Source organism: Tabrizicola sp. (assembly GCF_030694085.1).
GTDB lineage: Bacteria > Pseudomonadota > Alphaproteobacteria > Rhodobacterales > Rhodobacteraceae > Tabrizicola.
The window spans coordinates 145,236-167,419 of the sequence record NZ_JAUXZE010000093.1; the positions used below are offsets into that span (position 1 = coordinate 145,236).

The window sequence follows — 22,184 nt, forward strand, 5'->3', positions numbered from 1 at the left end:
GAGCCGTCCCTTAAGCTGCAAGGGCCGGGGCTTGCCGTCGCCGCATCACGCGGCCATTGGCGTCAAAGACATGGGCGTCGGCGGGGGCGAAGGTCAGGCCGACATCCTCGCCTTCGTGGACGGTGGTGTCGCCGGGCAGCGCGGCGCAAAGCTTCAGCCCGTCAGCCATTTGACCGTAGGCGATGGCGGTGCCGCCAAGGCGTTCAAGGACGCGGAGGTGCATGGTGACGCCGGTGCCAAGCTGCAGGCTTTCGGGCCGGATGCCGACTTCGACGCTGTCGCCAGCGCGCGCGGTGGCGGTGTCGACAGGCAGGGTCATCCGGGTGCCGCCGTGAAGTTCGACTGTCAGGCCTTCGGGTCCGGTGCCAACGACCGTGGCGGGCAAGAGGTTCATGTTGGGCTGGCCGATGAAGGTGGCGACGAAGCGGGTCGCGGGGTGGTGGTAAAGCTCCATCGGGGTGCCAAACTGTTCGATGCGGCCCTTGTTCAGGACGACGATGCGGTGGGCCATCGTCATCGCTTCGATCTGGTCATGGGTGACGTAGACCATCGTGGCGTCGAGATCACGTTGCAGGGCGGAAAGTTCGACCCGCATCTCGCCGCGCAGGGCGGCGTCGAGGTTCGAGAGTGGTTCGTCGAAGAGAAAGACCTTGGGGTTGCGCACGATCGACCGCCCGATGGCAACGCGCTGGCGCTGGCCGCCCGACAGCTGGCCGGGTTTCAACGGCAGCTTCTCGGTCAGTTGCAGGATGTCTGCGGCGCGGCCGACCTTCTGCTTGACCTCGGGTTCCGGCAGGCGGGCGACGCGCAGGGGGAAGGCGATGTTCTCGTAGACCGAGAGGTGGGGGTACAGCGCATAGCTTTGGAAGACCATCGCGATACCGCGGTCGACCGGGGCGGCGGCTGAAACATCGACGCCATCGATCAGGATACGGCCAGAGGTCGAGGCCTCGAGGCCCGCGATGATACGGAGAAGCGTGGACTTGCCGCAGCCCGAGGGACCGACGAAGACGACGAATTCCTTGTCGCGGATCGCAAGGTCGATACCGGACAGCACCTGGGCCGATCCGAAGGATTTCGTGATGCTTTGCAGGTCGAGCGTGGCCATGCGGGTATCCTTTGCGGAGACGTGGGGGGCGCGGGTCAACCCGCGCCCCCCGATTGGATCAGCGAACCGCTGCCAGCTCGACGCCGGCCTCGGTCACCAGTTCGTCGACGGTGCCGTCGCCCAGCATGATCCCCTGGATCATGTTGGTGAAGACGGCCTGCAGCGCCTTGAAGTCCTCGACCATCGGCTCGGGGCCACCGGTCGAGATGCCGGCGACGAAGATCGGCCAGTTGCCTTTCTTGTAGTAGACGTCGGCCATGCCCATCTTTTCGTAGTCAAGGATCGGGGTCAGGCCCCAGGACGAATCGAGGTCATACTGCGCCTCTCCGCTGGTCAGCGCCTTGGCCAGCTTGATCGCCAGTTCCTCGTTGCCGGTGCCCTTGAAGACCGCCAGCGAATCGGTGATCAGGATGGTGCCCGAGGGACCGGACGGACCGGCCGGGATCGGGGCGACGATCTGGGTCGGCACCTTCTCGGCGTGCTGGCCTTCGCCCCAGGGACCGGAGACATACATCGCGATCTGGCCGTCGTTGAAGAGGTCGCGCATCTGGTCGCGTTCCCATTCGGTCGGGCCGGATTGCATGTAGGGCAGAAGGTCCGCGTAAAGCTGCAGCGTCTCGCGCGTTTGCGGGCTGTCCAGCGCCGGGGTGCCGTCGTCGTTGTAGACCTTGCCGCCGTTCGAATAGAGGAAGTCGAGGAACATGTGCATCGTGTTGTCGAAGTCCTTGCCCGCGATGCCGATGCCTGCGGCGTCGGTGTTGTCGGTCACAGCCTTCGCCAGGGTCACAAGCTCGGCCCAGGTGGCGGGGGCCTTGCACTCGGCCCCGGCAGCCTCGACCACGGCGCAGTTGATGTAGAGGGCCTTGGTCGAGAAGGCATGCGGGATGCCCCAATACTGGCCGCCGTTGGTCACTGTCTTGAGGACGCCGGGCTGGTAGGCGGCCTCTTCCTCGGGCGTGAAGGTCACGGGGACGATGAGGTCGTTGTTGGCAAGCTGGCGCAGGGTGCGGCTGCCCATGTAGGCCACGTCCGGCGGGTCGCCGGCGGCGGCAAGCTGCATCGACTTGTCCTGGCAGGTGCCCCATTCCACCGCTTCCATCTTCACGGTGACGCCGGCGTTGTCGGCCTGGAACTTGTCGATCACGACCTGGTCGGCCGGGCGCACTTCGCCGCCGCACATGATGAAGTGCAGCTCTTGCGCCTGGGCCGACAGCGCCGTTCCGGCCATCAGGCCAGCGGCGATTGTCAGGGTCTTGAAGTGGGTCATTGGTAGTCTCCCTTGTTGGTGGTCTTGGGTGGTCATTCTTTCACCGCGCCTGCGGTCAGGCCCGCGACGAGGTATTTCTGCAGGAAGAGGAACACGATCATCACCGGGGTGATGCCGGTCAGGGCAGCGGCCATCATCTCGTTCCAGGTGACGTCCTGGTAACCGATGAATTCGTAAAGGCCCGCGGGAAGTGGCTGGATCTCGCGGACGTTGTTGAAGGTGATGGCAAACAGGAACTGCTGGGCATAGGCGCCGATGAAGACGGCGGTGCCGACGACGATCAGGCCGGGGGTCGCCAGCGGGATCACCACGCGGCGCAGGGTGTAAAGCCGCGAGGCGCCGTCGACGTAAGCCGCCTCCTCCAATTCGCGGGGGATCTTTTCCAGGTAGGACCGCAAGAGCCAGATGCCGGTGGGGATCAGGAAGGCCACGCCCGGAATGATCATCGCCCAGTAGGTGTTGAGCATGCCAAGGCTGCGCAGCACCCGGTAGAGCGGGATCAGAAGGACCGCGCCGGTGAACATGTTCACGGCCAGGAACCCGCCCAGCGACAGCGCCTTGAACGGAAAGTCGAGCCGGGCATAGGCATATGCGGCGGGGATCACCACGACCATGGTGATCGCGGTCACCGACGAGGCCACGAAGATCGAGTTGAAGATGTAGCGCCCCAGAAGCGGTACAGTCTTCCACATGTCGCGATAGGCCTGCAGGCTGAAATCCTCGGACCACCAGGTGAACTTGGCAGTCATCAGGTGACTCATGGGGCGCAAGGAGACCCGGATCATCTCGATGAAGGGCATCAGGATGAAGAGGAGGAAGAAGAAGGTGGCGATGTAGACGCCGACTTTCTGGACGAGCGTGAGGCGGTCGATCATCTATTTGGCCCCGTAATGCCGGTTCACGCGGTTCAGGAACCACAGGTAGAAGAGCGAGAAGACCGCCAGCAGGACCACGATCACCACGGCCCGCGCCGCGCCCTCGCCGAAGCGCTGGGACGAAATGGCAACCTTGTAGGTGTCGATGATCAGGGTCGTCGTCGCCCCGCGCGGGCCGCCTTCGGTCAGGATCCAGATGATCTCGAAGCTGTTGAAGGTCCAGATCGCGGAGAGCAGCGCCATCGAGACAATCACCGGCATGATCTGAGGAATGGTGATGCGGCGGAAACGATACCAGCGGCTGGCCCCGTCGACCCAGGCGGCCTCGTACAGGTCCTTCGAGACGCCCTGCATGGCGGCGAGGAAGAACAGCGTCACCATCGGCGTGCCGACCCAGACGTCGGTAACGATGGCGGAGTAGAAGGCCGAGGTCTTGGTGGCGAGAAGGGCGACACGGTCCTGCACCAGCCCGAATTCCTGCAACAGGCCCGAGATCAGGCCGAAGTAGCCGTTGTACATCCACTTCCAGCCGATGACACCAATGGCAACCGGGATCACCCAGGGCGGCATCACGAGGACACGGAACAGGGCCTTGCCGGGGATTGCGGCGTTGAGAAGTGAAGCGCCGATCAGGCCGACGATCAACTTCAGGCTGACGGCCAGCGCCATCCAGTAGAAGGTGCGGCCCACGGTCTGCCAGAACTTCGGATCGGCAAAGAGCGCGGCGTAGTTGGCGACCCCGACGAAGTTTTCCCCGCCCAGCGTGGCATCGGTGAAGGACAGACGGATCGTCTCGGCCAGGGGCCAGACGACGATGACCAGGATGAAGAGGAGGGCCGGCGAGATGAGAAGCCAGGCGAAGGCGCGTTCGGACATCTCGCGGCGCTGCATCCGTTCTGGCGCGGCCCCTTCAGCGACAAGCGTCATGCAGTTCCCCCTGTTCAGCCTTGGGCCGCCCTGGCAGGGACAGCGCGGGTCGAATCATGTCGTTGGAATGACGATACCAAAAAACTGACCTTACGCTACCATCATAATACCAAGTTAGCCAAAAAATCGAACCAACTGCGAATTTCCCTTGTTTCTGTCCTGGTTCTTGGTCCATCTTTCGTCGAACCGAGGGAGTTGGTCCCATCATGGTAATACCAATTCGGGGGCTGCCGATGGAAGACGATCAGGCGCTGTTTCGCCCCGAAGCCTGGTTCCGTGAGGCGCGCGGGCCCAGGTATGAGCAACTTTACCGCCACCTGTCCGCAGCCATCGCCGCTGGAGAACTGCCGCCCGAGACGCAGCTTCCGCCCGAACGCGACCTTGCGCTGATCGCCGATGTGAGTCGCGTGACGGTGCGCAAGGCGGTCAGTCAGCTGGTCGCGGATGGCGTGCTTGAGCAGCGGCGGGGCGCGGGGACCTTTGTCAAACCCGCGCGGTCGAAGATCGAACAGTCGCTCTCCGCACTTCTGTCCTTCACCGATTACATGCGTCAGCGCGGCAAGACCTCGTCCAGCCGGATCCTGCGCCGGGGGCTGTTCCTGCCGACGCCGGACGAGACCATGTCGCTTGGCCTTTCGGCGGGCGAACGGGTCGCTCGGGTCGAACGGCTGCGCTTCGCCGACGACACGCCCCTGGCATTGGAATGGTCCTCGCTGCCGACGGATGTGCTACCCGACCCGGAAGCGGTGGGGACCTCGCTTTACGATGTGCTGCGCGCCTCGGGAAAGGCGCCGACGCGGGCGGTGCAGCGGATCACGGCCGTCAACCTGACAGCGGCTGACGCCAAGCTGCTGCTGCTGCCGGAAGGTGCGGCCGTGCTGCGGATCGACCGGACGGCCTATGTCCCCTCGGGCCGGCCGATCGAGTTCACTCGCGGGCTTTACCGCAGCGACATCTATGACTTCATTGCCGAACTGAGACTGGACGCACCATCATGACCCTGACGTTTCAGGCCCGCATCGACGGGAACCAGATCCGCTGCCTGATCAGCACGGACCGCCACCTGACCGCGCCGATCTTCTGCTTCTCGCTGATGGCCGCGCCAAAGGTGATCTCGGGCGGAACGCTGGTGCGGCGGGTCGCGGGGTATGCCGAAGTGGCGCTGCCCGATCTTGCGGCGGGCGCCCGGCACGAGGTGGTGCTGGAGCACGCGAACAAAGAGTTCGGGCCACGCAACCGGGCCTGGTTGCCGCTTGGCGCCTATCTGCGCGTAGGGAAGGAGTGTCTGCCGTTGCCGCCAGGCACGGACCTGGGACCGCGACGTACCGAGGGGCCGCCCGCCCTGCAACTTGCACCTGACCGTTTGCCGCTGGTGCCGCAGCCGACCGATTGGCGCGCCTCGGGCGGGGGGGTGGCCCTTGCGGCACTGGCACCGACGACGGGGCTGGAGGGGGTGGCAACGCTGGCCGAACGCCTTGGCCTGGACCCGATCCTTGCGCCGGGCGGTCTCCCACTGGTGGTGACCGAGGACGCGGACCTGGGGCCGGAGGGGTATCGGTTGACCATCGCCCCGGACGGGCTGGCGGCTGCAGTTGGGGGGGCGGCGGGTCTGCACTACGCCGGCGTCAGCCTCCTGACCTTGCGCGAGACGTGCGGCGGTCAGTTGCCCTGCGGGACCATCACCGACAGGCCCCGATTCGGTTGGCGCGGCCAACATCTTGATTGCGCGCGGCATTTCTTCGGCGTCGACTTCATCCTGCGGCTTCTGGACCTGATGGCGCTGCTGAAGCTGAACCGCTTCCACTGGCATTTCGCCGATGACGAAGCGTTCCGGCTTGAGGTTAGGTGCCAGCCGCTGCTCTGGCAGCGCACGGCGTTCCGGGGCGAGGGCGAGCTGGTGCCAGGCGTCTTCGGCGGCGGCATAAGGGCGGGGGGCAGCTATTCCAGGGCGGACGTGGCGCGGGTGCTGGCACGGGCAAAGGCGCTGCACATCGAAGTGCTGCCCGAGATCGAGATCCCGGCCCATTCCCATGCGATGATCAAGGCGGTGCCGGGCCTGCGCGATCCGGGCGACAACGGCGAGGAAGTCTCGATCCAGGGCTATCTGGACAACATCGTGAACCCGGCCGTTCCGGCGACCTGGGACCTTCTGCTGCCCCTGGCGCGTGAAGTTGCCGGGCTGTTTCCATTCGGCATGCTGCACCTTGGAGCCGACGAAGCGCCCCACGGGGCCTGGGGGGGATCGCCCGCCGTAGCGGCCCTGAAGGCGCGGGAGGGGCTTCAGACCTCGGACGACGTGCAGGGCTGGATGCTGGCAAAGCTGGCGGGGGATCTGGGGGCCGCCGGGGTGCGGGTCGCGGCCTGGGAGGAGGCGGCGAAGGGCTGCCAGGGCGGTGTGGGCAACGGCGCGCTGCTGTTCAGCTGGACCGGGCAGGGTCCTGGGATCCAGGCCGCGCGGCGGGGTCATGACGTGGTGATGTGCCCGGCACAGAACGCCTATTTCGACCTGGCCCATTCGGACGATGCCGACGATTGGGGGGCCGCCTGGGCTGGCTTTGTGCCCCTGGAAAAGACCGTGGCCTGGGACCCGGTGCCGAAAGGAGCCGAGGATATTGCACCCCGTATCGCGGGGGTCGAGGCCTGCTTCTGGGGCGAGTTCACCACCGAGGACAGGCAGGCCGAGGGCATGATCGCCCCCCGGATCCTTGGGATTGCGACCAAAGGCTGGGAGCCAGCCGGGCGCACGGATGGCCCCGCCCTGAGGGCGCTCGCAGGGGTCTATGGGCCGCTTTTGGACAGAATCGGCTGGAGGCGGCATCGCGGTGCTTAGGAGACGTCCTTTGCAACTCAGGGCAAAAGTGTGTCACCAGGCGGTCATCAATTGGGCGGGATGATGGCCAACTGTTTACCCTGAATGACCAATCAGCTTAAGTTTGCAAAATCAGCGTTAATTTTGGGTTAATCGAAACTGTGTACTCTTGCCTCACCCAACAATTAGGGAAGGGAAGAAGTGAAAATGAAAAATTTTCTGTCTGCTTGCTCAGTATTCGTCGTGGCTGCGAGTTTCGCTACGTCCAGTTTCGCAATCACTGAAGAAGTTCCGGATGAGCCGGATGATCCGATTGGTTGTCTATCTTCCGAGTGCGACGAACCGGATCCGCCGAAGAAGCCCAAAGGCAACAACGGCTGGGGCAATGGCACCGATGAAGTGGACGGTGTCGGCGGCACCAATGCTGGCAGCGATTCCGGCGGTACTGCGGTGACCAAGTCCATCAACGGGAAGGGCATCGACAAGTTTGAAGGCAAGTTTGACGGGCGCTAAGCCCGGGACCTTTCACATGCCATATGAATGGCGGCCGCATTTCGGCCGCCATTTTTCATGGCTTGGTCAAAAGCCGCGCGGCTTCCTTGCGCGCGAAGGGTGCCAACGTGTTGCCATGCTCGGATAAAAAGGACAGCGCGGCCTTTGCATCATGTTTCGACAGATCCCTGACCCACCAGGCAACGGCTTTCTGAATGAACCAGTCGCGGTCCGGGGCGAGGGTCGCGCACCAGCCCAGCACCCGGCTGCGGATGGCAAGGTCCTGGGGCTTCGGAAAATTCTGCTTGGTCCAGGGCAGCGCCATCACCAGCGCGGCGCGCCGGGTCCACATGTGCGGGCTGGCGACCCAGGCCTCGACCGTATCAAGCCGCGACGGGTCCGCAACCAGTCGCTTCTGCCCGGCGATGCTGGCGTGGTCGGCCAGCGCCCAGCCGTCGAAATCCGGCACCCACGAGACGATCAGATCCCAGACTGCCTGATCGGGCCGGATACGTGCCTGGGTCAGAAGTTTCGCGGCCGCGATGCGGGCCTCGTGGATGTTGGTCCGCCAAAGCTCTGACGCCAGCGCCAGGCGACCGTCGAGTGTCAGGTCCGTCCGCCAGCGGTCGGTAAGGTCCGCGATCTGCGGCACAGTGATGCCCAGGTAGGGGCGTGCGGCCTTGTGATAGGTGGCCATTTCTGCGGCCTTGACGGGGTCGGCAAGCGCCTGCAGGTCCTGAAGCGGGGTCATCGTAGCCTCTCTGGTGGTCAGGCCCTACCTGCCAGCCCCGCGCCCCAAGGGCAAGTCAGCGCCGGATCAGGAAACGGACCGAGGCGACGGCGATGCCTGCGCGAGAGACGACTGCGTCATTGACGATGGTGCCGTCGGCGCCGGCGTAGAGGATGTCCTGAAAGCCCAGCCGGTTCACGCCAGAAGGCGACTTGAAGTCGGCGGTGTAGGACAGACGGATCTGGCCATCCTCCTCGATGACGGTGGCCTCGCCCACCGTGTCTTCACGTTTGCCGGTCCAGCGGCCAGGGCCGGTCTCGCGGAAGACCCAGGTCAGGCGGTCTTCCTGACCGTCGTCATACAGGAAATCCTCGACCACGGTCAGGGTGCGCGCGCCCGCGCGGCCCGTCACGGTACCATTTAGCCGCGCGGTGAAGCGGCGTTCGTCTCCGGTCAGCCACACGCGGAAGTGGCCCCGGCCCGTCGTGCGGCCCTGAAAGGCCGAGACGAGGGTTATGGGCGGGCCGGGCTGGACCGGCGGGGCGGGCGTTGCGGCGCAGGCGGCCAGCGGAAGGGCGGCGAGGCCGAGAAGAAGGGATCTGCGCTGCATTGTTCGCCTCTATTTCAGAAGATACGAAGACGGCGCGCAGGTGGATCAGGGGCGCGGAGTTTTTGAGAACGCCGAACCAGAGCCTTCGAATGCTCCGATGCGATTCCCCCGAAGAAATCGCCCCCCTATTCGACCGTCACCGATTTGGCCAGGTTGCGCGGCTGGTCCACGTCGGTGCCTTTGGCGATGGCCGTGTGATAGGCCAGAAGCTGCGCCGGAACCGCGTAAAGGATCGGCGCCCAAAGTGGGTCGACGCCGGGCAGGGTCAGGGTCTTCCAGGTCCCTTGACCGGCAGCTTCGACCCCCGCAGCGTCCGACAGCAGCAGCACCTTGCCGCTGCGGGCCATCACCTCTTGCATGTTCGAGACGGTCTTGTCGAAAAGCGCGTCCTTCGGGGCCAGGACGATGACCGGCACAGCGGCGTCAATCAGGGCGATGGGGCCGTGTTTCAGTTCACCCGATGCATAACCTTCGGCGTGTATGTAGCTGATTTCCTTCAGCTTCAGCGCCCCCTCAAGTGCCAGAGGGAACATCGGCCCACGTCCCAGGAACAGGATGTCCTGCGCTGTGCCCAGTTCCTCGGCCAGCTTGGCGATCGGGTCCGACAGACCCAGTGCAGCGTTCATCAGGCCGGGCACCGACCGCAAGGATTCCAGTCGGTCGCCCAGGGTGGTGGCGTCGATCCGGCCCCGGTCCTGCGCGGCCTTCAAGGCCATCAGGGCAAGCACGGCCAGCTGGCAGGTAAAGGCCTTGGTCGAGGCGACACCCACCTCCACCCCCGCCAGGATCGGCAGGGCAAGGTCCGACTCGCGGGCGATGGACGAGGTGGGGACGTTGATCACCGAGACAACCTTGGCGACCTTGTCCTTCACGTGGCGGAGCGCGGCGAGAGTGTCCGCCGTCTCGCCCGACTGGCTGACGAAGATCGCCATCGAGGCCGGGGACAGCACCGGATCGCGGTAGCGGAATTCACTGGCGATATCTATGTCGGCGGGCAGGCCCGCGATCTGCTCGAACCAGTATTTCGCGACGTGGCAGGCGTAGGAGGCGGTGCCACAGGCGACCAGAGTGATGCGGTCGATTCCCTTGAAATCAAGTTCTTGCGGAAGTTGCAACGTGCCTTGCGGCGATGTGTAGTGCTTCAGCGCATCGGCGATCACCACTGGCTGTTCTGCGATTTCCTTGGCCATGAAGTGCTTGTAGCCGGCCTTTTCGATCCGTGTCGCATCCAGCTGGATGCGTGTCTCGGCCCGGTTGGCGCGGCGGTTCTGGGCGTCGTAGATCTCGGCTCCCTGGCGGGTGATGACGGCCCAGTCACCTTCCTCCAGGTAGGTGACCCGGTCGGTCATCGGGGCCAGCGCAATCGCGTCACTGCCCACGAACATTTCGCCGTCGCCCCAGCCGATTGCCAGCGGAGAGCCCTTGCGGGCCGCAAACATCAGGTCGTCCTGACCGTCGAACAGGAAGCAAAGCGCGAAGGCTCCATGCAAGCGGGCCAGGGTCTCTTTCGCGGCCTCGACCGGAGAGGCACCCTGGTCCATCGCGCGGTTGACAAGGAGGACGACTGTTTCGGTGTCGGTCTCGGATTCCTGGGTGTAGCCGTCGGCGGCAAGTTCGGCGCGCAACTCGCGGAAGTTCTCGATGATGCCGTTGTGGACGACCGCCACCCCTCCCGCGCGGTGCGGGTGGGCGTTCGTCACCGTCGCGGCACCGTGGGTCGCCCAGCGGGTGTGCCCGATCCCGGCCTTTCCGGCCAAGGGGTTATGCACCAGAAGGTCCGAAAGGTTCACCAGCTTGCCGACGGCGCGCCGACGGTCCAGCTTGCCGGCGTTGACCGTGGCGATTCCCGCACTGTCGTAGCCGCGGTACTCCAGTCGCTTCAATGCCTCTACCAGCAAGGGCGCAGCCTCGTGGTTCCCCAATACCCCTACAATACCGCACATTTTAATTCCCCTTTGCCTTCGCAGCTTTAATGGCTTTCAACTTTTCGAACATTCTGGTCGCAAGTCCGGGCTTGGTGACCTGCCGTGCCCGCCCGATGGCGACAGCCTCTGCCGGGACGTCCTCGGTGATGACTGACCCGCTGGCCGTCAGCGCGCCGTCGCCCACGGTCACCGGGGCGACCAGCATGGTGTCCGACCCGATGAAGGCGCGCTTGCCGATGGTGGTGCGGTGTTTCATCACCCCGTCGTAGTTGCAGGTCACGGTGCCCGCACCGATGTTGGTATGCTCGCCGACATGGGCATCGCCAAGGTAGGTCAGGTGGCCGACCTTCACGCCCTCGTCGAGGATGGCGTTCTTGATTTCCACGAAGTTGCCGACATGGACATCCTCGGCCAGTTCGGCGCCGGGGCGCAGGCGGGCGAAGGGGCCGACCGTTGCGCCGCGGCTGATGTGGCAGCCTTCGAGATGGCAGAAGCCCTTGATCTCCGCCCCGGATTCGACGGTGACGCCGGGCCCGAAGATCACGTTCGGGCCGATGATCGCGTCGCGGCCGATGTGGGTGTCCAGCGCGAAGAACACGGTTTCCGGTGCGGTGAGCGTGACCCCGTTCTCCAGCGCCTCGGCGCGGGCGCGGGCCTGGAAGGCGGCTTCGGCTTCGGCAAGCTGGGCGCGGGTGTTGACGCCCAGGGTCTCCGCCTCGTCGCAGAGGACGACCCCGGCCGAAAGGCCGCGTTTGCGGGCCAGTTCCACGATGTCGGGCAGGTAATATTCCTGGGCGGCGTTGTCATTCCTCACTTCGGCGATGAGGGAGAAAAGCGTCCGCGCCTCGGCGCAGACGACCCCGGAATTGCATAGAGTGATCGCCCGTTCCTCGACTGAGGCATCCTTGAATTCGCGGATCGCCAGCAGGGTGTCACCATCGGTGAGCAAGCGTCCGTAGCGCCCCGGATCCCTGGCGTGGAAGCCGAGGACGACGACCGCGTGCCGGGCGCGGGAATCGAGCATCCGGCGCAGCGTTTCCTCGCGGATCAGGGGGGTGTCGGCGTAAAGGACGAAGGCCTCGCCCGGCGCGTCGGAGAGGAGGGGAGCGGCCTGTGCGACGGCGTGGGCGGTGCCCAGTTGCGGGTCCTGGACGACGGTTTCCACCGCCTCGTTGAAGGCGATGGCTGAGGCAGCGACAGCCTCGCCGCCGTGGCCAGTCACAGTCACGATGCGCGCGGGTTCAAGGGCCTGGGCAGTGGCAAGGGCGTGATGAAGGAGAGGGGCGGCGGCGACGTGGTGAAGGACCTTGGGCAGGTCGGAGTTCATCCGTGTCCCTTGCCCCGCGGCCAAAACGATGACTGAAACCTGCATTCTGCCCCTTCCAATGTATCGGCGCCCGTTTTACCCCGGTGGCGGGGGCTGGCAAGGGGCCGTGCTTCACGACAGGTTACAGGACTGCCAATATGCGCTGTGTAGTGTTCGATCTGGACGGAACTTTGGCGGATACCTCCGCCGATCTCCTGGCGGCGGCCAATGCGGCGCTGCCGCGGTCCGTGCTGGGGCCGGAGGATGCGCTGACGGCGTTCCATGGCGGGCGGGCCATGCTGCGGCTGGGGTTTCAGCGGCTGGGGATGACTTGGTCGGAGGCCGATGTGGACGCGGGCTATCCGATCGTGCTGGAGGCGTACCGGAGCGGGATCGCGACCCACACGCGGCTTTACCCCGGGGCGATGGAGGCGGTGGAGGCGCTGAAATCGGCGGGGTTCGCGGTCTCGATCTGCACGAACAAGCCGGAGGGGCTGGCTGAGCAGTTGCTGGTGGCGCTGGGGGTGCGGGGGGCTTTCGGGGCGCTGGTGGGCGCGGATACCTTTCCGGTGAGAAAGCCGGACCCGACCCCCTACCGGGCGGCGGTGGAGCGGGCCGGGGGGCTGGTTTCCCGGTCGATGCTGGTGGGCGATACCGAGACGGACGCGAAGACGGGGGTGGCGGCGGGGGTGCCGGTGGCCCTCGTCGCCTTCGGGCCGGAAGGGGCCGGGGTATCGCGGTTCCAGCCGGCCGCACTTCTGGAGCGGTTCGAGGACCTGCCCGGGCTGGCGGGGCGGCTGATCGGCTGACGGTGTCCACGGTGGACATTCTTTGATGCACAAGTGAAATCAATGGTTTGGTCGCGGACGTTAGGGATTTCTTAACGTCTGGGTTCCGCGCTTTCCGGCGGCAGCCCCCCACCCCCATCCCCCCCCCCACGAAAGGCGCGGGGCGGCGCTTGCTGTCGGTGGCCCGCGCGCTTGGGTGCGGTCGGATGTCATGCTGAGCGCCTTGGCAGGCGCAAGCCTTTTGTCCCGTCTTAGGCGCAGCGCGCCGACCGGTTGGGAGAAGGGCCTCCGGCGGGGATATTTGGGGCAAGGTGAAAGGGCTGGGCGGCGGGAGCAGGGGATGCGGGATCGAGCCGCGCACCCCCTTTGACAGTCGACTCTGCCGCCCATAGGGTCGCGCGTCATGAGCCAGGCCAGCACCCCCCCCTCTCTGCCCGCAACCGGGGCCAAAAGGCCGGTCAGCCGCCATGCGGTGACCTTCGTGCTGATCACGGTCTTTCTGGACATGGTCGGCTTTGGCCTGATCATGCCGGTGCTGCCGAAGCTGATCGAGGATGTGGGCCATGTCGACATCGCTGAGGCCGCGATCATCGGCGGCTGGATGTTCGCGGCCTTCAGCCTGGCGCAGTTCGTCTTTGCGCCGCTGATGGGCAACCTGTCGGACCGCTTCGGGCGCAGGCCGCTTCTGCTGCTGGCGATCTTCGGGCTGGGGATGGACTTCGTCCTGATGGCGCTGGCGCCGACGCTGGAGTGGCTGTTCGTCGGCCGGGTCATCGCGGGCATCTGCGGGGCAAGCTGGATCATCGCCAGTGCGTTCATCGCCGACGTCACCGCGCCCGACGACCGCGCCAAGGCCTACGGCTACATGGGCGCGGCCTTCGGCGTCGGCTTCGTGATCGGCCCGGCGATCGGCGGACTTCTGGGAGAGCTGGGGCCGCGCGTGCCCTTCTGGGTAGCGGCGGGCATCTCGCTGTTGAATTTCGTATATGGAATGATCGTCCTGCCCGAGTCTCTTGCCCCCGAAAACCGCCGCAGGTTCGAGTTGTGGCGGGCCAATCCGTTCGGCGCGTTCCGGGTCTTTGCGACCTATCGGGGTGTCTTGCCGATGGTCATGGTCATGGGTCTGTTCTTCTTTTCCACCTCGGTCTACCCGGCGATCTGGACCTTCTGGGGCATCGCCAAGTTCGGCTGGTCCGAAGCGATGGTGGGTGCGACGCTGGCGGTCTTCGGCCTGGTCGCCGGGGCCTTCCAGGGCTTTCTTACCGGCCCCGCAACCAAGCGGTTCGGCGAATGGCAGGTGGCGCTGTTCGGGCTGGTCTGCTCGACGCTGGTGGTGCTGGGCTATGGTTTTGTCGGGTCGCTTGGCGCGGTGATCGCGCTGATGATCCTGCACGGGCCGGAGGGGTTCGTGCATCCCCTGCTGACCTCGATGCTGACCAAGCGGGTGCCCGAGGATGCGCAGGGCGAATTGCAGGGCGGGATTTCGGCGGTGACCAACGTGGCGATGCTGTTCGGCACGGTGTTCTTCGCCTTCATCTTCGGCCATTTCTGGGCCGAGGACCGGATGTGGCGGTCGACCGACGTGGCCTATTGGGTCGCGGCCGGGTTCCTGGCGCTGACCACGTTCCTGTTCGTGTTGCTGAAGAGGTCCGAGAAGGCATGAGCGAGCGTTTCACCGGCAGTTTCACCCAGCAGGAGCCGATCCCGGAGGCAGGGATCGACGCGGCGATGGCGGTGCTGCGGCACGGGCGGCTGCACCGCTATAACACCGTGGCCGGGGAGGTCGCCGAGACGGCGGCTCTGGAGGAAGAGTTCGCGGCCTATGTTGGTGCGAAGTATTGTCTGGCGCTGGCCTCGGGCGGGGCGGCGATGGCCTGTGCATTGCGGGCCTTGCAGGTCAAGCCGGGGGAACCCGTGCTGTCGAACGCCTTCACTCTGGCCCCGGTGCCGGGAGCGATTGCGTCCATCGGAGCGCAGCCGGTCTTCGTCGACGTGACCGAGGATCTGACCATCGATCTTGGGCATCTGGAAGCGCAGGCGAAGGCGTCGGGCGCGCGGGTGCTGCTTCTGTCCCACATGCGGGGGCATGTCTGCGACATGGACGCGCTGATGGCGCTGTGCGACCGGCTGGGCGTGCGCGTGATCGAGGATTGCGCGCACACGATGGGGGCTGCGTGGAAGGGCGTGCCCTCGGGCCGGCACGGGGCGGTGGGGTGCTATTCGACGCAGACCTACAAGCACATGAACAGCGGCGAGGGCGGGTTTCTGGTCACCGATGACGCGGAACTGGCGGCGCGGGCGGTGCTGTTGTCGGGGTCCTACATGCTTTATGCGCGGCATCGGGCGGCGCCGGGGCCGGAGGTGTTCGAGGCGTTGCGGCTGGAGGTGCCCAACGTCTCCAGCCGCATGGACAACCTGCGGGCGGCGATCCTGCGGCCGCAGATCGCGATGCTGGATGACCGCCGGGCCCGGTGGCGGACCCTGTATCAGGGGATGGAGCGGGGGCTGGCGGGTGTCGAGGGGGTCAAGCTGATCCCGCGCCCTCAAGTCGAGGATTACGTGGGGTCGTCGTTCCAGTTCCTGCTGCCGGGTTGGGAACCAGCGCGGGTGGCGGGTTTTGTCGCGGCGGCGGCGGCGCGGGGGGTGGAACTGAAGTGGTTCGGCGCGGCGGACCCGCAGGGATTCACCAGCCGCTATGCGCATTGGCAGTATGCCAAGCCTGCGCCTTTGCCGCAGACAGACCGTGTTCTGGCGGGGTTGATCGACATGCGCCTGCCCCTGACCTTCCAGCCCGAGGATGTGGCGCAGATCGCCCGGATCATCGGCGAAGAGGTCGCGCGTGCGGCGCGCGCCAAGGCTCTGGGTCCGGTCGCGGCCGTGAAGGCGGACTGATGCGCTGGCTGTTCCGCCCGGCGCGCCCTGCGGGTCCGGTCACTCGGGGCCTGCGGCGGCTGGCAAGTCCGCGATTCTACCTGAAAGGGGTGATGGTGCTGGGGCTGGGCGGGTTGGTGCTGGTGCCGACCATCGCCGACCTTGTGAACGCGGGCATGAAGACGGTGGCCAGCGACCAGGGCGACTGCCGGATCATCCGGGTGGTGGACGGGGATACGGTGTCGCTGATCTGCCCCGAGGACGGGATGGTCAGCGCCCGCATCCTGGGATTCGACACTCCGGAAAAGTATGCTCCGCAATGCCTGGCCGAGTTCGTGGCGGCGGAACAGGCCAGTTGGGCCTTGCGGACGATGATCCAGAAGGCCGACCGGATCAGTCTGGCTCAGGAGGGCACGGACCAGTATGGCCGGTCCCTCGTGCGGCTGGAACTGGACGGGGTGGATGTCGGGCGGCTGATGATCCGGGCGGGACATGCGCGGCAGTATGGTGGCGGTTTGCGTGGGAGCTGGTGCGGATGAGGGTGGTGCGGCAGACAGAACACAGCCTGACGGTGGAACTGGGGGACCTGACGGTGACCATGCTGCTGGACGGCGATACGGTGATGGTCCCGGACTGCCTGCGGGGGCCCGAGGGGTTCGCTCCGGGGCCGGGCGACCTGGTGGACGGCCGGTTGCCTCTGCCGGTGCGCGCCTTCCTTGTGCAAGGCCGCGAGGGCTGCATGCTGATCGACACCGGCGCTGGGCGTGCCTGGCACAAGGGGCTGGGCCAGCTTGGCGCGGCCTTGGCCGAGGCGGGGTCGGGGCCGCAGGAGGTGGACGTGGTGGCGCTGACGCATACCCACATTGATCATCTGTCGGGACTGGTGGACGAGGACGGCGGGCTGGCTTTCCCGAACGCTGATCGGATTTACGTCGCGACCGAAGAGCTGATGGCCTTCCGGGCCGAGCCGCGGATGATCCCGGTCCTGCCGCGCCTGGTGCCGCTGGAGCAGGGGGACGGGCCGCTGCCGGGGGTGGTGGCGGTGAACGCTCCGGGTCATTCGCCGGGGCATATGGCGTTTCTCGTGGAGGGGCGGCTTCTGGTCTGGGGCGACCTGGTGCATCACCCGCTGCAGTTCGCCCGGCCCGAGGTGACGTGGAAGTTCGACGAGGACCCGGACATGGCGCGGTCGACGCGGGCGGCGCTGTTCGACCGGGCGCTGGCCGCGGGCTGGCTGGTCGCGGGCGCGCATTTGCCGCACCCCGGTATCGGGCGGCTGGAAAGGGACGGGGCGGGTTACAGCTTCCATCCCGTCACACGCTGAGGCGGACTGAAAATTCTCCGTTTGCAAGTATCCCGGGGTTTGGGGGCAGCGCCCCCATCGCCGAGAAGACGGGCGCAAGCCCGACGACGAGACAAGAGGCTCGCGCGTCAGCGCTCCGTTTGAAAGCCCGTCAGCATGCCCCTCACTGCGGATAGGGCGAGGTGCCGCCGAGGCTGGCGTTGGTGTGTTCGGTCAGGGCTGCGCAGAGACAGGTCTCGTCGGTGCAGGCGTCGCGGCGGGCGAGAAAATCCTGGTCGCGTGGCGGGTTCGTCTCGTCCACATCCTGTCCGGTTGCGTTCTCCAGGGCGTAGATCCAGGCCAGATCGTCCAGACGGCCCATGCGCCAAAGGGCTGCGTTCGGAGTCTCGGCCGCGTCGCACATCAGGATATGCGCGGGCAGGGTGGGCGCGTCGCAGGAGATGTCGGACAGGACCATGCCGTGAGCGGGCTCCAGCCGGGAGATGCGCGTCTCGACGGCGGAAAGGTCGATCTCGCAGGTCTGGGCGGCGGCAGGGCCGGCGGCAAGGACAAGAAGAAGAGCAAGGCGCATGGTGCAGGGTCCTTTCGTGGTGGCCACAGGAAAGGGCGGTTCCGGGGGGCGGTCAAGGTAAGGGGAACCGGCCCCGGGACCTGCCACATGCCCGGATTATTCCTTACCAAAACGCTTGGGACGCCCGAATTTCTGCACCTGCAAAACCCCGGAATCTGACCCGGCTTCGGTTGACCCCGGCATGGGCGCAGAGTAAACGGGCGGGAAGACAAAGCGGGCGCGGTATGCGTCCGCATGCACGCGCGCCGCCAGCATTTGAAGGAGCCCCTCGTGGACCTGCTTCTCCGAGAGTATCTGCCCATCCTCATCCTCATGGCCATTGCAATCGGCCTGGGCCTGGTCCTGATCCTGGCCGCCGCGGTCCTGGCCGTGCGCAACCCGGACCCCGAAAAGGTCAGCGCCTACGAATGTGGCTTCAACGCCTTTGACGACGCGCGGATGAAATTCGACGTGCGCTTCTACCTGGTGTCGATCCTGTTCATCATCTTCGACCTGGAAGTCGCGTTCCTGTTTCCCTGGGCGGTGGCCTTCGGCGAGATCAGCATGGCGGCCTTCTGGTCGATGATGCTGTTCCTGGCGGTGCTGACCATCGGGTTTGCCTATGAATGGAAGAAGGGAGCCTTGGAATGGGAGTGATGGCGGGTGCCAACACGGCCGGGGGCGACCACGAGGTTGCCGTCCAGGCGCTGAACCGCGAGCTGTCGGACAAGGGGTTCCTGCTGACCTCGACCGAAGACATCATCAACTGGGCGCGCATCGGCAGCTTGCACTGGATGACCTTTGGTCTTGCGTGCTGCGCGGTCGAGATGATGCATACCAGCATGCCGCGCTATGACCTGGAACGCTTCGGGACAGCGCCGCGCGCTTCACCGCGTCAGTCCGACCTGATGATCGTCGCGGGCACGCTGACCAACAAGATGGCCCCGGCGCTGCGCAAGGTCTATGACCAGATGCCCGAGCCGCGCTATGTGATCAGCATGGGCTCCTGCGCCAATGGCGGCGGCTACTATCACTACAGCTATTCGGTGGTGCGCGGTTGTGACCGGATCGTGCCCGTGGACGTCTATGTCCCCGGCTGCCCGCCCACAGCCGAGGCGCTTCTGTACGGTATCCTGCAGTTGCAGCGGAAGATCCGCCGCACTGGCACATTGGTGAGGTAAGCCCCATGTCCGAAGCCCTGCGGGAATTGGCCGGAATTATCGAACTGAAGCAGCCCGAGGCCGTGGTCTCGTCGACCGTTGCCTTCGGCGAGCTGACGCTGGTGGCGAACCTTGCGAACCTGGAAGCCCTGGTCGAATTCCTGCGCGACGACGCCTCGTGCCGGTTTTCGTCGCTGGTCGACATCACGGCCGTCGATCTGCCGGAACGCGCGCAGCGGTTCGACATGGTCTACCACTTCCTCTCGATGTACCGGAACCAGCGCATCCGTGTGAAGGTCGCGGTGCGCGAGGATGAAATGGTGCCCTCGATCCATGTGCTGCACCCGTCGGCCAACTGGTTCGAGCGCGAGGTCTTCGACATGTTCGGGATCCTGTTCAGCGGTCACCCGGACCTGCGCCGCCTTCTGACCGACTACGGTTTCCGGGGCCATCCCCTGCGCAAGGATTTCCCGACCACCGGCTACACCGAAGTCCGCTACGATGAGGCGTTGAAGCGCGTCGTCTATGAACCCGTGAACCTGGTGCAGGAGTACCGGCAGTTCGATTTCATGAGCCCGTGGGAGGGTGCGGAATACATCCTTCCCGGCGATCAGAAGGCGGGGGCCAAATGATGGCCCGCGACCATAAGGGAGCTGTTTGATGGACGGCGACATCCGCGTGAACACCTATGACGACGGCTCGACCGATTTCGAGACCGGCGAGCAGCGCATCCGCAACTTCAACATAAACTTCGGCCCGCAGCACCCGGCAGCACATGGCGTGCTGCGGCTGGTGCTGGAGCTGGACGGCGAGATCGTCGAACGCTGCGACCCGCATATCGGCCTGCTGCATCGTGGCACCGAAAAGCTGATGGAAAGCCGGACCTACCTGCAGAACCTGCCCTACTTCGACCGTCTCGACTATGTGGCGCCGATGAACCAGGAGCATGCCTGGTGCCTGGCGATCGAGCGGCTGACCGGGACCGAAGTGCCGCGCCGGGCGTCGCTGATCCGGGTGCTGTTCAGCGAAATCGGCCGGGTGCTGAACCATCTTCTGAACGTGACCACGCAGGCGATGGACGTGGGCGCGCTGACGCCGCCGCTCTGGGGCTTTGAGGAACGCGAGAAGCTGATGGTCTTCTACGAACGGGCCTCGGGCGCGCGGCTGCACGCGGCCTATTTCCGGCCCGGTGGCGTTCACCAGGACCTGCCGTTGCAACTGATCGAGGATATCGACGCCTGGGCGTTGGCCTTCCCCCGGGTGCTGGACGACATCGACGGGCTACTGACCGAAAACCGCATCTTCAAGCAGCGCAACGCCGATATCGGCGTGGTGACCGAGGCGGATATCCAGAAATGGGGTTATTCCGGCGTGATGGTGCGCGGGTCGGGCCTGGCCTGGGACCTGCGGCGCGCGCAGCCCTATGAATGTTACGACGAGTTCGAGTTCCAGATCCCCGTCGGAAAGAACGGCGACTGCTATGACCGCTACCTCTGCCGGATGGAGGAGATGCGCCAGTCGACCCACATCATCCGCCAGGCCTGCGCCAAGCTGCGGGTCGAAAAGGGCGATATCCTGGCGCGCGGCAAGATCACGCCGCCGAAGCGGGGCGAGATGAAGACCTCGATGGAGGCCTTGATCCACCACTTCAAGCTTTACACCGAGGGCTTCCACGTCCCTGCGGGCGAAGTTTACGCGGCGGTCGAGGCTCCGAAAGGCGAGTTCGGGGTCTACCTGGTCGCCGACGGCACCAACAAGCCCTACCGCGCCAAGATCCGCGCGCCGGGCTATCTGCACCTGCAGTCGATGGACTACATCTGCAAGGGGCACCAGCTGGCCGACGTCAGCGCCATCATCGGCACGATGGACATCGTCTTCGGCGAGGTCGACCGGTGAGCATCGCGCGCGTCCTTGCCCTGGTGCTGCTGGCCTCTCCGGCTCTGGCCGAGGGTGGCCCGACCGAAGCACAGCGGAAAGCCTTCATCGCCGCCATCACCGCCAATGGGTGCCAGATGACCGAGGCGGAAGCCGAAGTGCAACTGCCTGCCGCCGGGATCGACCGCGAGACCTCGGGCCTGATTACCGACGCGCTTCTGGCGCAGGGGCTGGCCGAGGTGAACCAGGATCAGTCGACCCTGACACTCAGGACCGAAGGGTGCGCCTCGTGATCGCCCTTGGAGTTGCTCCGTTTCTTCTTCTGGGTCTCGTGATCCTGCCGATTGGCGTGGTTGCGGCCCCTGCTCTTATCGCTGGAATGTTCTGATGCTGCGTCGTCTTCACAAGGACCAACCCGCTTCGTTCGCCTTCACTCCGGCGAACCTGGCCTGGGCAAAGGGCCAGATCTCCAAATACCCCGAGGGCCGTCAGGCATCGGCAATCATCCCGCTTCTGTGGCGCGCGCAAGAGCAGGAGGGGTGGCTTTCCCGCCCCGCCATCGAGCATGTCGCGGACATGCTGGGGATGGCCTATATCCGGGCGCTGGAAGTGGCGACCTTCTACTTCATGTTCCAGTTGCAGCCGGTGGGCAGCGTGGCCCATGTGCAGATCTGCGGCACCACGTCCTGCATGATCTGCGGGGCCGAGGATCTGGTGGCCGTGGCGAAAGAGCTGATCGCAAAGACGCCGCACACGCTAAGCGCCGATGGCAAGTTCTCTTGGGAAGAGGTCGAGTGTCTGGGGGCCTGTGCCAACGCGCCGATGGCCCAGATCGGCAAGGACTACTACGAGGACCTGACTGCGGAAAAGCTGCGCGATCTGATCGGGCGGTTTTCCAAGGGCGAGGTCCCGGTGCCCGGGCCGCAGAACGGGCGCTATGCGGCAGAACCGATCGGGGGGCTGACCAGCCTCAAGGAATTCGAGTCGGGTCGCAAGCAGTACAATGCCAGCGTTCAGGCGGCGGTGGGCCTGAAGGACACCGTCAAGCGGATCGACGGGACCGAAGTGCCGCTGACGACGCCCTGGCTGGGCAAGCCAGCGGCGGCGACGCCTGCGAAGGGCAGGGCGGCAGAGCCGAAGCCCGGTGCGGGTGCGGTGGCCGATGCGACCGGCGCGACTGTGCAGGAGGCCAAGGCCTCGTCCCCCGGCAAGCCCAAGTCGGACGGCAATGCGCCGAACGCAACCCCGCTGGCGACGCCCGAGGCCAAGGCATCGGGGCAGGCGGGGGGCGTCAAGCCCGCCGGCCTGTCCGCGCCGAAGGACGGCAAGGCGGATGACCTGAAGCTGATCGTCGGGATCGGACCCAAGCTGGAAGCCCTGTGCAACCGGCTGGGCTTTTTCCACTTCGACCAGATCGCGCACTGGACCGAAGGCGAGATCGCCTGGGTCGACGACAACCTGGAAGGCTTCAAGGGCCGGGTGACCCGCGACAAGTGGGTGGCGCAGGCCAAGATCCTTGCGGCGGGCGGCACGGTGGCCGAGGCGGAAGCGGCGGCAAGGGCGTAACGGCGTCGGAAGGTGGTATGCT

At 65.7% G+C, this 22,184-nt stretch carries 23 protein-coding genes; 14 read left to right on the top strand and 9 right to left on the bottom strand.

All coding sequences use genetic code 11. The annotated features are described in order from the left end of the window. Positions 1–10: 10 nt before the first annotated feature. The 4 genes from Q8M85_RS21755 to Q8M85_RS21770 are packed head-to-tail and all read right to left on the bottom strand — an operon-like array spanning position 11 to position 4,177. Complete coding sequence (locus tag Q8M85_RS21755) at positions 11–1,108, bottom strand: ABC transporter ATP-binding protein (RefSeq protein ID WP_305548655.1); 1,098 nt, start codon at positions 1,106–1,108, stop codon at positions 11–13. A gap of 58 nt (positions 1,109–1,166) precedes the next feature. Then, a complete protein-coding gene (locus tag Q8M85_RS21760) occupies positions 1,167–2,375 on the bottom strand; it encodes an ABC transporter substrate-binding protein (protein WP_305548658.1) in 1,209 nt (402 codons plus the stop codon). Positions 2,376–2,407: 32 nt separating this feature from the next. Then, positions 2,408–3,250, bottom strand: a complete 843-nt coding sequence (locus Q8M85_RS21765; RefSeq protein ID WP_305548660.1) for a carbohydrate ABC transporter permease — start codon at positions 3,248–3,250, stop codon at positions 2,408–2,410. Then, positions 3,251–4,177 (bottom strand): carbohydrate ABC transporter permease, encoded by a 927-nt coding sequence (locus tag Q8M85_RS21770; RefSeq protein ID WP_305548662.1) that lies wholly within the window; start codon positions 4,175–4,177, stop codon positions 3,251–3,253. A gap of 206 nt (positions 4,178–4,383) precedes the next feature. Here Q8M85_RS21770 and Q8M85_RS21775 point away from each other — a divergent pair, with 206 nt between their 5' ends. The 3 genes from Q8M85_RS21775 (at position 4,384) to Q8M85_RS21785 (ending at position 7,499) form a co-directional block, all read left to right on the top strand. After that, the gene (locus Q8M85_RS21775) at positions 4,384–5,175 is read left to right on the top strand and encodes a GntR family transcriptional regulator (RefSeq protein WP_305548664.1); all 792 of its coding nucleotides are present in this window, start codon (positions 4,384–4,386) and stop codon (positions 5,173–5,175) included. After that, positions 5,172–7,007 carry a beta-N-acetylhexosaminidase gene (locus Q8M85_RS21780; protein ID WP_305548666.1) on the top strand — a complete coding sequence of 612 codons (1,836 nt, stop codon included), beginning with the start codon at positions 5,172–5,174 and terminating at the stop codon, positions 7,005–7,007. The genes Q8M85_RS21775 and Q8M85_RS21780 overlap by 4 nt, the downstream gene beginning before the upstream one ends. A 186-nt stretch (positions 7,008–7,193) precedes the next feature. Continuing rightward, a complete protein-coding gene (locus Q8M85_RS21785) occupies positions 7,194–7,499 on the top strand; it encodes a hypothetical protein (protein WP_305548669.1) in 306 nt (101 codons plus the stop codon). Between the two features lie 55 nt (positions 7,500–7,554). Here Q8M85_RS21785 and Q8M85_RS21790 read toward each other — a convergent pair whose 3' ends face one another. From Q8M85_RS21790 to glmU, 4 genes are all read right to left on the bottom strand, one after another. Further along, positions 7,555–8,229 (bottom strand): DNA alkylation repair protein, encoded by a 675-nt coding sequence (locus Q8M85_RS21790; RefSeq protein ID WP_305548671.1) that lies wholly within the window; start codon positions 8,227–8,229, stop codon positions 7,555–7,557. A 55-nt stretch (positions 8,230–8,284) separates the two neighbouring features. Further along, positions 8,285–8,818, bottom strand: a complete 534-nt coding sequence (locus Q8M85_RS21795; protein ID WP_305548674.1) for a DUF3833 family protein — start codon at positions 8,816–8,818, stop codon at positions 8,285–8,287. A gap of 125 nt (positions 8,819–8,943) precedes the next feature. Next, positions 8,944–10,761: a glutamine--fructose-6-phosphate transaminase (isomerizing) gene (gene glmS / locus Q8M85_RS21800; protein ID WP_305548676.1), complete on the bottom strand. Its 1,818-nt coding sequence runs from the start codon at positions 10,759–10,761 to the stop codon at positions 8,944–8,946. A gap of 1 nt (position 10,762) precedes the next feature. Beyond that, on the bottom strand, positions 10,763–12,115 hold the full coding sequence (gene glmU / locus Q8M85_RS21805; protein ID WP_305548679.1) for a bifunctional UDP-N-acetylglucosamine diphosphorylase/glucosamine-1-phosphate N-acetyltransferase GlmU: 1,353 nt from the start codon (positions 12,113–12,115) through the stop codon (positions 10,763–10,765). A 92-nt stretch (positions 12,116–12,207) separates the two neighbouring features. Here glmU and Q8M85_RS21810 point away from each other — a divergent pair, with 92 nt between their 5' ends. The 5 genes from Q8M85_RS21810 to Q8M85_RS21830 all read left to right on the top strand — a co-directional run bounded on the left by Q8M85_RS21810 (position 12,208) and on the right by Q8M85_RS21830 (position 17,032). Beyond that, a complete protein-coding gene (locus Q8M85_RS21810) occupies positions 12,208–12,858 on the top strand; it encodes an HAD-IA family hydrolase (RefSeq protein WP_305548681.1) in 651 nt (216 codons plus the stop codon). A 382-nt stretch (positions 12,859–13,240) separates the two neighbouring features. Next, the gene (locus Q8M85_RS21815) at positions 13,241–14,500 is read left to right on the top strand and encodes a TCR/Tet family MFS transporter (protein WP_305548684.1); all 1,260 of its coding nucleotides are present in this window, start codon (positions 13,241–13,243) and stop codon (positions 14,498–14,500) included. After that, complete coding sequence (locus tag Q8M85_RS21820; protein ID WP_305548687.1) at positions 14,497–15,729, top strand: DegT/DnrJ/EryC1/StrS aminotransferase family protein; 1,233 nt, start codon at positions 14,497–14,499, stop codon at positions 15,727–15,729. Before Q8M85_RS21815 ends, Q8M85_RS21820 begins: the two co-directional genes overlap by 4 nt. Further along, a complete protein-coding gene (locus tag Q8M85_RS21825) occupies positions 15,729–16,247 on the top strand; it encodes a thermonuclease family protein (RefSeq protein WP_305548689.1) in 519 nt (172 codons plus the stop codon). Before Q8M85_RS21820 ends, Q8M85_RS21825 begins: the two co-directional genes overlap by 1 nt. 5 nt (positions 16,248–16,252) lie before the next feature. Then, positions 16,253–17,032, top strand: coding sequence for an MBL fold metallo-hydrolase (locus tag Q8M85_RS21830; RefSeq protein ID WP_305548691.1), 780 nt, complete (start codon positions 16,253–16,255; stop codon positions 17,030–17,032). 142 nt (positions 17,033–17,174) lie between these two features. On the opposite strand, the gene Q8M85_RS21835 is transcribed toward Q8M85_RS21830, so the two are convergent. After that, a complete protein-coding gene (locus tag Q8M85_RS21835; RefSeq protein ID WP_305548693.1) occupies positions 17,175–17,582 on the bottom strand; it encodes a hypothetical protein in 408 nt (135 codons plus the stop codon). A gap of 270 nt (positions 17,583–17,852) precedes the next feature. Between Q8M85_RS21835 and Q8M85_RS21840 the strand changes: the two genes are divergently transcribed. The 6 genes from Q8M85_RS21840 (at position 17,853) to Q8M85_RS21865 (ending at position 22,162) form a co-directional block, all read left to right on the top strand. Then, entirely contained in the window at positions 17,853–18,218 is a 366-nt protein-coding gene (locus Q8M85_RS21840) for an NADH-quinone oxidoreductase subunit A (protein ID WP_305548695.1), read from the top strand. Next, entirely contained in the window at positions 18,209–18,742 is a 534-nt protein-coding gene (locus Q8M85_RS21845) for an NADH-quinone oxidoreductase subunit B family protein (RefSeq protein ID WP_305548697.1), read from the top strand. Before Q8M85_RS21840 ends, Q8M85_RS21845 begins: the two co-directional genes overlap by 10 nt. Before the next feature lie 5 nt (positions 18,743–18,747). Continuing rightward, entirely contained in the window at positions 18,748–19,353 is a 606-nt protein-coding gene (locus Q8M85_RS21850) for an NADH-quinone oxidoreductase subunit C (RefSeq protein WP_305548700.1), read from the top strand. Between the two features lie 28 nt (positions 19,354–19,381). Next, positions 19,382–20,617, top strand: coding sequence for an NADH-quinone oxidoreductase subunit D (locus Q8M85_RS21855; RefSeq protein ID WP_305548702.1), 1,236 nt, complete (start codon positions 19,382–19,384; stop codon positions 20,615–20,617). Then, entirely contained in the window at positions 20,614–20,889 is a 276-nt protein-coding gene (locus Q8M85_RS21860; RefSeq protein WP_305548704.1) for a hypothetical protein, read from the top strand. Before Q8M85_RS21855 ends, Q8M85_RS21860 begins: the two co-directional genes overlap by 4 nt. 94 nt (positions 20,890–20,983) lie before the next feature. Next, positions 20,984–22,162: an NADH-quinone oxidoreductase subunit E gene (locus tag Q8M85_RS21865; RefSeq protein ID WP_305548707.1), complete on the top strand. Its 1,179-nt coding sequence runs from the start codon at positions 20,984–20,986 to the stop codon at positions 22,160–22,162. Positions 22,163–22,184 lie beyond the last annotated feature (22 nt).

Excerpts from the sequence above, each read along its gene's own strand:
- Q8M85_RS21755 (WP_305548655.1), bottom strand. The coding sequence starts at position 1,108 with ATGGCCACGCTCGACCTGCAAAGCATCACGAAATCCTTCGGATCGGCC.
- Q8M85_RS21760 (WP_305548658.1), bottom strand. The coding sequence starts at position 2,375 with ATGACCCACTTCAAGACCCTGACAATCGCCGCTGGCCTGATGGCCGGA.
- Q8M85_RS21765 (WP_305548660.1), bottom strand. The coding sequence starts at position 3,250 with ATGATCGACCGCCTCACGCTCGTCCAGAAAGTCGGCGTCTACATCGCC.
- Q8M85_RS21770 (WP_305548662.1), bottom strand. The coding sequence starts at position 4,177 with ATGACGCTTGTCGCTGAAGGGGCCGCGCCAGAACGGATGCAGCGCCGC.
- Q8M85_RS21775 (WP_305548664.1), top strand. The coding sequence starts at position 4,384 with ATGGTAATACCAATTCGGGGGCTGCCGATGGAAGACGATCAGGCGCTG.
- Q8M85_RS21780 (WP_305548666.1), top strand. The coding sequence starts at position 5,172 with ATGACCCTGACGTTTCAGGCCCGCATCGACGGGAACCAGATCCGCTGC.
- Q8M85_RS21785 (WP_305548669.1), top strand. The coding sequence starts at position 7,194 with ATGAAAAATTTTCTGTCTGCTTGCTCAGTATTCGTCGTGGCTGCGAGT.
- Q8M85_RS21790 (WP_305548671.1), bottom strand. The coding sequence starts at position 8,229 with ATGACCCCGCTTCAGGACCTGCAGGCGCTTGCCGACCCCGTCAAGGCC.
- Q8M85_RS21795 (WP_305548674.1), bottom strand. The coding sequence starts at position 8,818 with ATGCAGCGCAGATCCCTTCTTCTCGGCCTCGCCGCCCTTCCGCTGGCC.
- glmS (WP_305548676.1), bottom strand. The coding sequence starts at position 10,761 with ATGTGCGGTATTGTAGGGGTATTGGGGAACCACGAGGCTGCGCCCTTG.
- glmU (WP_305548679.1), bottom strand. The coding sequence starts at position 12,115 with ATGCAGGTTTCAGTCATCGTTTTGGCCGCGGGGCAAGGGACACGGATG.
- Q8M85_RS21810 (WP_305548681.1), top strand. The coding sequence starts at position 12,208 with ATGCGCTGTGTAGTGTTCGATCTGGACGGAACTTTGGCGGATACCTCC.
- Q8M85_RS21815 (WP_305548684.1), top strand. The coding sequence starts at position 13,241 with ATGAGCCAGGCCAGCACCCCCCCCTCTCTGCCCGCAACCGGGGCCAAA.
- Q8M85_RS21820 (WP_305548687.1), top strand. The coding sequence starts at position 14,497 with ATGAGCGAGCGTTTCACCGGCAGTTTCACCCAGCAGGAGCCGATCCCG.
- Q8M85_RS21825 (WP_305548689.1), top strand. The coding sequence starts at position 15,729 with ATGCGCTGGCTGTTCCGCCCGGCGCGCCCTGCGGGTCCGGTCACTCGG.
- Q8M85_RS21835 (WP_305548693.1), bottom strand. The coding sequence starts at position 17,582 with ATGCGCCTTGCTCTTCTTCTTGTCCTTGCCGCCGGCCCTGCCGCCGCC.
- Q8M85_RS21845 (WP_305548697.1), top strand. The coding sequence starts at position 18,209 with ATGGGAGTGATGGCGGGTGCCAACACGGCCGGGGGCGACCACGAGGTT.
- Q8M85_RS21850 (WP_305548700.1), top strand. The coding sequence starts at position 18,748 with ATGTCCGAAGCCCTGCGGGAATTGGCCGGAATTATCGAACTGAAGCAG.
- Q8M85_RS21855 (WP_305548702.1), top strand. The coding sequence starts at position 19,382 with ATGGACGGCGACATCCGCGTGAACACCTATGACGACGGCTCGACCGAT.
- Q8M85_RS21865 (WP_305548707.1), top strand. The coding sequence starts at position 20,984 with ATGCTGCGTCGTCTTCACAAGGACCAACCCGCTTCGTTCGCCTTCACT.